The 9,715-nt window shown below is 68.5% G+C and carries 13 protein-coding genes and 1 pseudogene; 3 read left to right on the top strand and 11 right to left on the bottom strand.

The window, feature by feature from the left end; translation table 11 throughout:
• From I5I_RS09230 to infC, 5 genes are all read right to left on the bottom strand, one after another.
• A partial coding sequence (locus tag I5I_RS09230) for an amino acid ABC transporter ATP-binding protein (protein WP_187289928.1) occupies window positions 1–725 on the bottom strand: 725 nt, incomplete at its 3' end.
• Between the two features lie 148 nt (window positions 726–873).
• Entirely contained in the window at window positions 874–1,674 is an 801-nt protein-coding gene (locus I5I_RS09235; RefSeq protein ID WP_036318576.1) for a TrmH family RNA methyltransferase, read from the bottom strand.
• A 75-nt stretch (window positions 1,675–1,749) separates the two neighbouring features.
• Complete coding sequence (gene rplT / locus I5I_RS09240) at window positions 1,750–2,130, bottom strand: 50S ribosomal protein L20 (protein WP_036318579.1); 381 nt, start codon at window positions 2,128–2,130, stop codon at window positions 1,750–1,752.
• Window positions 2,131–2,160: 30 nt separating this feature from the next.
• On the bottom strand, window positions 2,161–2,355 hold the full coding sequence (gene rpmI / locus I5I_RS09245; RefSeq protein WP_005048908.1) for a 50S ribosomal protein L35: 195 nt from the start codon (window positions 2,353–2,355) through the stop codon (window positions 2,161–2,163).
• Between the two features lie 75 nt (window positions 2,356–2,430).
• Window positions 2,431–3,099, bottom strand: coding sequence for a translation initiation factor IF-3 (gene infC / locus I5I_RS09250; protein ID WP_082013814.1), 669 nt, complete (start codon window positions 3,097–3,099; stop codon window positions 2,431–2,433).
• A 234-nt stretch (window positions 3,100–3,333) separates the two neighbouring features.
• Between infC and I5I_RS09255 the strand changes: the two genes are divergently transcribed.
• Window positions 3,334–3,732 (top strand): DUF1844 domain-containing protein, encoded by a 399-nt coding sequence (locus tag I5I_RS09255; RefSeq protein ID WP_036318582.1) that lies wholly within the window; start codon window positions 3,334–3,336, stop codon window positions 3,730–3,732.
• Window positions 3,733–3,747: 15 nt separating this feature from the next.
• Here the strand turns inward: I5I_RS09255 and I5I_RS09260 are convergent, their stop codons facing one another.
• From I5I_RS09260 to I5I_RS09285, 6 genes are all read right to left on the bottom strand, one after another.
• Window positions 3,748–4,542 carry an SseB family protein gene (locus tag I5I_RS09260; protein WP_036318584.1) on the bottom strand — a complete coding sequence of 265 codons (795 nt, stop codon included), beginning with the start codon at window positions 4,540–4,542 and terminating at the stop codon, window positions 3,748–3,750.
• Window positions 4,526–5,272, bottom strand: a complete 747-nt coding sequence (gene priA, locus I5I_RS09265; RefSeq protein WP_036318587.1) for a bifunctional 1-(5-phosphoribosyl)-5-((5-phosphoribosylamino)methylideneamino)imidazole-4-carboxamide isomerase/phosphoribosylanthranilate isomerase PriA — start codon at window positions 5,270–5,272, stop codon at window positions 4,526–4,528. The genes I5I_RS09260 and priA overlap by 17 nt, the downstream gene beginning before the upstream one ends.
• Window positions 5,273–5,335: 63 nt before the next feature.
• A complete protein-coding gene (gene hisH / locus I5I_RS09270) occupies window positions 5,336–6,034 on the bottom strand; it encodes an imidazole glycerol phosphate synthase subunit HisH (RefSeq protein ID WP_036318590.1) in 699 nt (232 codons plus the stop codon).
• The gene (gene hisB / locus I5I_RS09275; RefSeq protein WP_036318593.1) at window positions 6,031–6,642 is read right to left on the bottom strand and encodes an imidazoleglycerol-phosphate dehydratase HisB; all 612 of its coding nucleotides are present in this window, start codon (window positions 6,640–6,642) and stop codon (window positions 6,031–6,033) included. The genes hisH and hisB overlap by 4 nt, the downstream gene beginning before the upstream one ends.
• Window positions 6,643–6,700: 58 nt before the next feature.
• Window positions 6,701–7,807 carry a histidinol-phosphate transaminase gene (locus I5I_RS09280; protein WP_036318595.1) on the bottom strand — a complete coding sequence of 369 codons (1,107 nt, stop codon included), beginning with the start codon at window positions 7,805–7,807 and terminating at the stop codon, window positions 6,701–6,703.
• 45 nt (window positions 7,808–7,852) lie between these two features.
• Entirely contained in the window at window positions 7,853–8,233 is a 381-nt protein-coding gene (locus I5I_RS09285) for a LysM peptidoglycan-binding domain-containing protein (protein WP_036318598.1), read from the bottom strand.
• 309 nt (window positions 8,234–8,542) lie between these two features.
• Between I5I_RS09285 and lexA the strand changes: the two genes are divergently transcribed.
• A complete protein-coding gene (gene lexA / locus I5I_RS09290; protein ID WP_036318601.1) occupies window positions 8,543–9,208 on the top strand; it encodes a transcriptional repressor LexA in 666 nt (221 codons plus the stop codon).
• Window positions 9,209–9,210: 2 nt separating this feature from the next.
• A pseudogene (locus I5I_RS09295) lies at window positions 9,211–9,715 on the top strand (hypothetical protein); the annotation flags it as partial.

The raw sequence follows: 9,715 nt of genomic DNA on the forward strand, positions 1-9,715 counted from the left end.
TGCGTGATCAGCTTGGAGAGGAAGTCCTTCGCCCGATCGCTCGTGGGCGCCGTGAAGAACTGGTCGGGGCTGGCCTGCTCGACGATCTGTCCGTCGGCCATGAAGACCACGCGATCGGCGGCCTTTCGGGCGAAGCCCATCTCGTGTGTGACCACGATCATCGTCATACCGTCCTGAGCGAGACCGACCATGACGTCCAGAACCTCGTTGATCATCTCCGGGTCGAGCGCACTGGTCGGTTCGTCGAACAGCATGACCTTGGGCTTCATCGCCAGCGCGCGGGCGATCGCGACACGCTGCTGCTGGCCGCCGGAGAGCTGTCCCGGCAGCTTCGATGCCTGATGCCCGACGCCGACGCGCTCGAGCAGGATCTTCGCCTCGGCCTCGGCATCCGCCTTCTTCATCTTCTTGACCTTGATGGGACCGAGCGTGACGTTCTCGAGGATCGTCAGGTGCGAGAAGAGATTGAAGGACTGGAAGACCATCCCCACGTCGGCCCGCAGTGCGGCAAGCGCCTTGCCCTCCTTCGGCAGCTCCTTCCCATCGATGGTGATGGTGCCGCTGGTGATCGTCTCCAGACGGTTGATGGTGCGACACAGCGTGGATTTACCCGAACCGGATGGGCCGATGACGACGACGACCTCCCCGCGGTTCACGGTCAGATCGATGTTCTTGAGCGCGTGAAACGCGCCGTAGTGCTTCTCGACACCGGTGACGACGACCAGGGGATCCCCCCGCCGGACCGTGATGTTCGACGTCGCGGGAGCCGGGCTGGAATGAGACATGCGGGCCAGCCTAGGCAGATCCTGTGGACGGCGCCCGACTTATACACAGGATCTTGACCGAGTCGTCACCGACCCGGAACAATACGCGTCAGCGTTCGCCGCGCTGCGCGAATGCCGTTTCGTACAGGCACACGCTGGCTGCGGTGGCGAGATTCAGCGACTCGGCACGACCGTAGATCGGAAGTCTCAGCGAGAGGTCGGCGAGAGCCAGCGCGTCGTCGTCGAGACCGCGCGCCTCATTGCCGAACAGCCAGGCAGTGGGCGCGGAGAGTGCGTCGCGTCGCGCGAGGAAGTCCTCTCCCCCGACGTCTGCCGCGACGACGCGCAGGCCGGCCGCGTGCGCGCGCTCGACGGTTGCCGACAGCTCCGCGCCGACGGCGACGGGAACGTGAAACAGCGAACCGGTCGTGGCGCGCACCACCTTCGGGTTGTATGGATCGACCGTCCGCCCGGTCAGCACCACGGCGTCCGCGCCAGCGGCATCGGCGGCGCGGATGATGGTGCCGAGGTTGCCGGGGTCGCGCACCTCCTCGCAGATCGCGATGAGCGTCGGCGAGGCGGCGAAGATGTCCTTGAGCGACGTCGGCGACTGTCGTGCCACGGCGACGATGCCCTGCGGGGTGACGGTGTCGGCCATCGCGTCGAGCACCGCCTCGGTGGTGAAGACGATCTCGAGGCCGGCGTCTCCCGCGGCATCACGGATGTCCTGATGACGCTCCATCGCCGTGGGCGTGGCGAACAGCTCGACGAGGGTGTCGGGGCGGAAGGCGAGAGCCTCTCGGGCCGCCTGGGGTCCTTCCAGCAGGAACAGCCCGGTCTCCTGTCGGGCGCTGCGCTTGGTCAGCTTGGCGACGGCGCGCACACGTGGAGAGCGAGGGTTTTCGAGCACGATCTCATCCTAGGGAATGAAGAAGGGGTGTCCCCCGCTGGGAGGACACCCCTTCTCGTGCTGTGTGGGCAGTGATTACGCCTTGGGCGCGTTCACGTCCGCCGGCAGCGCCTTCTTCGCCGTCTCGACGAGCGAGGCGAAGGTGGCCGGCTCGTTGACGGCCAGCTCGGCGAGCATGCGACGGTCGACCTGCACGCCGGCCAGCCGAGGNCCCTGGATGAAGCGGTTGTAGGTGATGCCGTTCTGACGGCCCGCGGCGTGNATGCGCTGGATCCACAGGCGGCGGAAGTCGCCCTTGCGCTTGCGGCGGTCACGGTACGCGTAGACCAGCGAGTGGGTGACCTGCTCCTTGGCCTTGCGGTACAGGCGCGAACGCTGTCCGCGGTAACCGGATGCGCGCTCGAGGATGACGCGACGCTTCTTGTGGGCGTTGACGGCCCGCTTGACTCTAGCCATTTTCTTCTACTTTCTCGTCTGCGTCAGCGCTCAGATGCCGAGGAGCTTCTTGGCGACCTTCGCGTCGCCGGGAGCCAGGATCTTGTCCGCCGACAGGCGGCGCGTGCGCTTGGTGGGCTTGCCTTCGAAGTTGTGGCGGAGGTTCGCCTGCTGCTTCTTGATCTTCCCGCTACCGGTGACCTTGAAGCGCTTCTTGGCACCCGAGTGGGTCTTCTGCTTCGGCATGTCTCTATCCTTCGTTGTGGTTCCCGCGGGGCGGGAGCTCTGGGGGCCGGGAGGCTGCGCCTCCGGCCTGCGGCCTTACTCCGCGGGAGCGGGCTCGGCGGCGGGGGCGACCTCGGGCTCGGCACCCGGGGCGCTGCGCGCCTGGCGTGCCGCCTCCTTGTTGGCAGCACGCTGGGCGTTCTGCTCGGTCTTCACCTCGGACTTGTTCTTGTGCGGGGCGATGACCATGACCATGTTGCGACCGTCGATCGTGGGGTTCGACTCGACGGTGCCGTACTCCGCGACGTCCTCGGCGAACTTGCGCAGCAACCGCACACCCTGCTCCGGGCGCGACTGCTCACGACCACGGAAGAGGATCATGGCCTTGACCTTGTCGCCGGCCTGCAGGAAGCCCTCGGCGCGCTTGAGCTTGGTCGTGTAGTCGTGCGCTTCGATCTTCAGACGGAAACGGACCTCCTTGAGAACCGTGTTCGCCTGGTTGCGGCGCGCTTCCTTCGCCTTCTGCGCAGCCTCGTACTTGAACTTGCCGTAGTCCATGATCTTGACCACGGGCGGCTTCGAGTTGGGGGCGACCTCGACGAGGTCGAGATCTGCTTCCTGAGCGAGGCGCAGGGCGACCTCGATGCGGACGACGCCGACCTGCTCACCCGCGGGTCCGACGAGGCGGACCTCGGGAACGCGGATGCGGTCATTGGTGCGGGGATCGCTGATGCGGAACTCCTTAGTCGTACGGGTGGGTGCCACCGGACACAGGGGTGTGTCTCGGGCGGAAGATCGTCACGTCCACCCCGCACGACGCGCACGTCGGCTTCGTTCCTGCACCCTCACCCGCCCCGACTGCTCGGTGCGGCGACCTCGACGGACGAGGCGGAGTGCGTGACCCGGTAGCCTGGAGCGGCAAGCGCGGGTGGGATGTGATCCTCTTTCGTTCCGGAGCAGAACACTCCGGCGCCCGCACAGTCTAGCAGAGAGCAGCACGTGGACACGATTCCTTCCACCCCCGACCCGCACGACGCCGAACGGCTCGCCCGATGGGAGGAACAGGAGCGCGCCTCCGCCGCCGCTACCCGCGACATCGCCGACGTTCCCGCGGTGGAGGTCATCACGACCGCAGCCGTGCACCTGATGAGCGCGGCCGCCGTCAAGACCGGCCTCGCGGACGACCCGGAGACGCAACGGGATCTCGACGAGGCGCGCAAGCTCATCAACGCCCTCGCGGGGCTGATCACGGCCGGCGCACCGGAGATCAGCGACATGCATGCGCGCTCGCTGCGTGACGGCCTGCGCTCGCTGCAGCTCGCGTTCCGGGAGGCATCCGTCATCCCCGACCCGATCGGCAAGGGCCCGGGCGAGAAGTGGACCGGTCCCGTCACGTGAGACGCCGCGCGGCGATCAGCCGCGGACGAGCTTGACCGTCAGGGAATCGACCAGCACAGCGATGCGATCGTCGGCGGCCCACCGCGCCGCCAACCTCTGCAGGGTGGCGTCCAGCTGGGACTGGTCGAGCCCGTCGACCAAGTGCAGGCGCACGATGAGTTCCGGGCCGCGCAGACGCGCCTGCGGATCGCCCGGCGCCACCGACAGATCCAGCACGCCCAGTTCGGAGCCGACCGACTCCTGCAGCCCCGCGTACACCTCCGGCGAAGTGTGCGCGGGTTCCCACGCCAGCCCCTGCCCGAGGGCCCATACCGCGGGGCGACGCAGCACGAACTCGGTCTCGGATGCCGGGTCGATCACGATCAGGTCGGTGTCGTCGGCAGCGGCGGCCAGGGCGGTGCGGACGCCGTCGGCCGGCACCGGCCGCGCCTTCGGATCCCACGCCGCCATCGTGCGCACCGACGTGAAGACGGGCAGCACACGCCGTCCGTCGGGTGCGGCAACCGTGACGATGGAGAGCTCCTGCGTCTTGTCGACGGTGTGACCGGACGGGGCGATTCCGACGTCGCCGGCCTCGGCGACCAACGGGATCAGCAACCGGGCGGAGCGGTAGGCGTCCACGACCGCGCGCGCATCGCCCTCGCCTCGGCCGAACGCACGCAGCGCCGACAGCAGCGCGGGATCCGCGGAGCCGTCGTCACCGGCGTGCGGATTGGCCTCGAAGGAGCGCCCCGCCCACGGCACGCCGGCAGAGTCCGTAACGCAGGTGTGCGCCGCGGCGTCGTCGGGACGCTCAGCCTGCGGCGACATCCAGCGCCTCGGCGAGGGTGAAGGCCCCCGCATAGAGTGCCTTGCCCACGATCGCGCCCTCGACGCCGAGGGGAACGAGCTCCCGCAGGGCGGCGATGTCGTCGAGATTCGAGATGCCGCCCGAGGCGACGACCGGCTTGACCGTGCGCGTGGTGACCTCGCGCAGCAACTCGAGGTTCGGACCCTTCAGCGTGCCGTCCTTGGTGACGTCGGTGACCACATAGCGGCTGCATCCCGCGTCCTCGAGGCGCTCGAGCACCTGCCAGAGGTCGCCGCCGTCGCGCGTCCATCCGCGCGCGGCCAGCGTCGTGCCGCGCACGTCGAGCCCGACCGCGATCGCGTCGCCGTAGCGACCGATCACATCCGCTGCCCATTCGGGGTTCTCCAGCGCGGCGGTGCCGAGGTTGATGCGGGTCGCGCCCGATTCGAGTGCGGCTTCCAGTGTCGCGTCGTCGCGGATTCCTCCGGACAGCTCCACCTGCACGCCCTTGAGCTGCTTGATCACCTTGCGCAGCACCGCGGAGTTGTTGCCGCGCCCGAAGGCGGCATCCAGATCGACGAGGTGGATCCACTGAGCGCCATCGCGCGCCCACGCCAATGCCGCATCGACGGGATCGCCATAGCTCGTCTCGGTGCCGGCCTCGCCCTGAGTCAGGCGCACAGCCTTGCCGTCAGCGACGTCGACGGCGGGCAGAAGGATCAGTTCGGGGGTCGACGCGAAATCGTTCATGGCTCCAGGAAAGGTTCAGTGGCCGCGACGTGCGGACACGAGGACACACAAGCAGAGAGACTACTACCGGGTGCGGGTGAGCTCCTGCGGAAGCGAGGAGATCCAGTTGGCGAGCAGGCGGATGCCGGCCTCGCCGCTCTTCTCCGGGTGGAACTGGGTCGCCGACAGCGGCCCGTTCTCCACCGCCGCGAGGAACGGCGTGCCGTAATCACACCAGGTGAGGGCCGGCTCACGGAACGGGCGCGTGACCTCGAGCGACCAATGCTGGGCGGCATAGGAGTGCACGAAGTAGAACCGCTCGTCTTCCAAGCCGCGAAACAGCGTCGAGCCCTCACCGGGCCGGACCGTGTTCCAACCCATGTGCGGAAGCACCGGCGCATCGAGCTCGGTGACCGCCCCCGGCCATTCACCGAGTCCCTCGGTGTCTTCGCCGCGCTCCACGCCGTGCTCGAACATGACCTGCATGCCCACGCAGATGCCGAGCACCGGCAATCCCCCCGCGAGACGGCGTTCGATGATCTCGTCGCCGCGCGTCGCGCGCAGCGCCTCCATCACGGCGCGGAAAGCTCCCACACCGGGGACGACGAGGCCGGCGGCGGCGTCGATAAGTCCGCGATCTGCGGTCAGCCGCGCATCGGCGCCAGCGGCGACGAGCGCCTTGACGGCGGAGTGGACATTGCCCGACCCGTAGTCGAGCACCGCGACGAGGGGACGGTCGTCGAGATCGGCACCGGTCTGGGGGGCGGAGGCGGCGTCGGTCACAAGGCCCCCTTCGTACTGGGGATGCCGTGGACCAGCGGGTCGAGCGCCTTCGCCTGTCGGAAGGCGCGAGCGACGGCCTTGTACTCGGCCTCGGCGATGTGGTGCGGGTCGCGTCCACCGAGCACCGTGACGTGCATCGTCACACCGGCGTTGAACGCGAGCGCCTCGAAGGTGTGGCGCACGAGCGACCCGGTGAAGTGGCCGCCGATGAGATGGTGTTCGAACCCGACGGGCTCACCGGTGTGGACGAGGTAGGGACGCCCGCTGATGTCGACGACCGCCTGCGCCAGCGCCTCGTCCAGCGGAACGAGGGCGTCTCCGTAGCGCGAGATGCCGCTCTTGTCGCCGAGGGCCTGGCGGATCGCCTGTCCCAGGACGATCGCGGTGTCTTCGACGGTGTGGTGCGCGTCGATGTTGGTGTCGCCGGAGGCACGCACGGTGAGATCGGTGAGCGAGTGCTTCGCGAACGCCGTGAGCAGGTGATCGAAGAAGGGCACCGTGGTGTCGATGCGGCTGTGCCCGGTGCCGTCCAGATCGAGGTCGAGTTCGACCGTGGATTCGCTGGTCGCGCGTCGCAGGGATGCCGTGCGGGAGGCCGGGGTGCTCATGAGCCGAGTCTACCGAGAGCCCGCACGGGGCCTTGGCGTGTTACCCCGACGGTCACGGTCAGTGCGCGCCGGAACCGCCCGGTCCAAGCGACGCGAGCGCATCGAGGAAGGCCGTGGACTCCTCCTCCGTGCCGGCGGTGACACGCAGACTGTGGGCGATCCCGACGTCGCGGATCAGAACACCGCGGTCGTAGAGCCCCTGCCACGTCGTCGCCGGATCTTCCACACCCGAGAAGAGCACGAAGTTCGTCCAGCTCTCGAAGGGACGGTATCCGAGCGCATCGAGGGTCGCAGAGATCCGGTCACGCTGAGCGACGATCTCGTCCACCATGCCGAGCATGGCCGGCGCATGACGCAACGCGGCGGAGGCTGCTGCCTGGGTCAGCGCGCTGAGGTGGTAGGGCAGTCGAACCAGACGCAGCGCGTCGATGACGGCGGGGTCGGCCGCGAGGTAGCCGACGCGAGCGCCCGCGAAAGCGAAGGCCTTGCTCATCGTGCGCGACACCACGAGGCGCGGCCGGTCGGCCAGCAGCGTCAGCGCGGACCGGGAATCGCGGGGAGCGAACTCCTGGTAGGCCTCGTCGACGATCACGATGCCCGGCGCCGCGTCGTAGACCGCCTCGATCACATCGAGACCCAGCGGCGTTCCCGTCGGATTGTTCGGCGCACACAGGAACACGACGTCGGGCTGCGCACGGTCGATCTGGGCCGCGGCGTCGTCGGGGGCGAGCGTGTAGTCGACGCCACGCGTCCCGCTGACGTAGGTCGCACCCGTCGCGCGAGTGAGCAACGGGTACATCGAATAGGTCGGCGCGAAACCGAACGCCGTCCGTCCGGGGCCGGCGAACGCCTGCAGGAGGTGCTGCAGAACCTCGTTGGATCCGTTCGCGGCCCAGATCTGCGCGGCTGAGAGGCCGTGACCCAGATACTCGGCGAAGCCTTCGCGCACGGCGGTGAACTCACGATCCGGGTAGCGGTTCACCTCCCGAAGAGCGCGCGCGATGCTGTCGAGGATGTCGTCCGCGACCGCTTCCGGCACCGGATGAGTGTTCTCGTTGACGTTCAGCGCGACGGGCAGCGGAGCCTGCGGGGCCCCATACGGCGTGAGGCCGCGCAGGTCATCTCTGAGAGGAAGGTCATCGAGTCGAACGCTCACCCTCACCATCGTAGGGGTCGCCGCGAGACCCGGACGAGGTCGGTCAGCGGCCGCTCAGCGACCGGCGGAGTACTCGGCCGGGATCGCGATGCTCTGCCCGGCGTCGAGGCTGCCCGAGTCCAGCGCATTGAGCCGCACGATCGCGTCGACCGCGTCCCGCGGGTCGACGTCGGGAGCGACCGCGCGCGCGATCGACCAGAGCGTATCGCCCGGCTGCACCGTGACATGGGTGAACGTGACTCCCGACGCCCCCTCGTTCGAGGCCAGCGCACCGCCTCCGGACACGATGCCGATGCCGAGCGCGACGACGACCGGGACCGAAGCGAGGAAGGCGAGCACCTGGCGACCGCGAACCGTCAGGCGCAGACGGGTGACCGGGGCCGCCGCGATGACACGGCCACGGGGCGAAGCGCCGAGGATGTCGATCGTGGTCATGAGTTCCTCCTTGAGACGTGTCCCGCTCCGGGGCGTCGAGTTGAAAGCGTCACTTCGAAGATTCGATTCGAGATTCGCATCCGCCTCTCGGCCGGGAGAGGTGGATGCGAATCTCTGTTCCGAATCTATCTTCGATAGTGTTCGAGTGTCAAGCCCTGCCGTTCTCGCAGATGAATCGAACCCGACACGCGTACACGTGCCGGACGACCGTGCGAAAACCGGATACGGTTTCGACAAGATGACCCCATCACCAACCTCCGACATTCGAAGGCGCTGCCTTCCGGGGACGCGATCGAAGGAGCGCGCGACATGGCCGACAAGCCTCAGACACGCAGGCGTAAGAGCCTCAGCGACAAGCAGCTGAAGATCCTCGAGGTGATCCAGACCTCCATCGCGCGCTTCGGCTACCCGCCGAGCATGCGCGAGATCGGCGACGCCGTGGGCCTGAAGTCGCTGTCCAGCGTCACGCACCAGCTCAACCAGCTGGAGCTGAGCGGTTATCTGCGCCGCGACGCCGGCAAGACGCGCGCGATGGAGGTCCTCATCGACCTGCCGGGTGCCGCCGCGGAGAACCCCGCCGACCTCACCCCCGCGCTCGGTGACGCCGCGCTCGTCCCCCTGGTCGGGCGCATCGCGGCGGGCGTACCGATCACGGCCGATCAGCAGGTCGAGGAGATCTTCCCGCTGCCGCGTCAGCTGGTCGGCAAGGGGGATCTCTTCATGCTCAAGGTCAGCGGCGAGTCGATGATCGACGCCGCCATCTGCGACGGCGACTGGGTCGTCGTGCGGTCCCAGCCGACGGCCGACAACGGCGACATCGTGGCGGCGATGCTGGACGGCGAAGCGACGGTGAAGACCTTCCGACAGCGGGACGGTCACACGTGGCTGCTCCCCCGCAACTCCTCCTTCGAGCCGATCCTCGGCGACGACGCCGTGGTTCTCGGTCGCGTCGTGGCCGTCCTGCGCGCGGTCTGAGCATGTCGCGGGCGCGCGCCGTCGTGTCGGCCGTCGCGGTCGTCCTGGCCGTCGTCTGCCTGCCGCTGTCCATCCTGAGCGTGTGGGCGAGGGTGCAGCTGGTGGATGAAGAGGCTTTCACCGCGACGCTTGCGCCGCTGGCCCGCTCGACCGTCGTCCAGGACGCGGTGATCGCGGCATCCACCGACGCCGTCGACGCGAAGCTCGACACGAGCGCTCTCGCCGGCTCGATCGTCGACGGCATCATCGCCCTCGGCGTCGGCGATCGGGCTGCGGACGCCCTGCGACGACTGCAGGCGCCCGCCGCTGCGGCCGTGCAGACTCTCGTGCACGACGCGATCGCCGAAGCGATCCGCTCCGACACCTTCGCAGCGGTCTGGGCCGAGGTTCTTCGGCAGTCTCATCGCGCGCTGACGCTCGCCGCAACCGCCGATGGCGCCGGCGTCGTGGTGCATACCGATGCCGGACTCGGTGTGCAGGTCGGCGCCGTCTTGGCGGGCGTGAAGG

Origin of the sequence: Microbacterium sp. B24 (genome assembly GCF_000333415.1) — a bacterium.
Classification (GTDB): domain Bacteria; phylum Actinomycetota; class Actinomycetes; order Actinomycetales; family Microbacteriaceae; genus Microbacterium.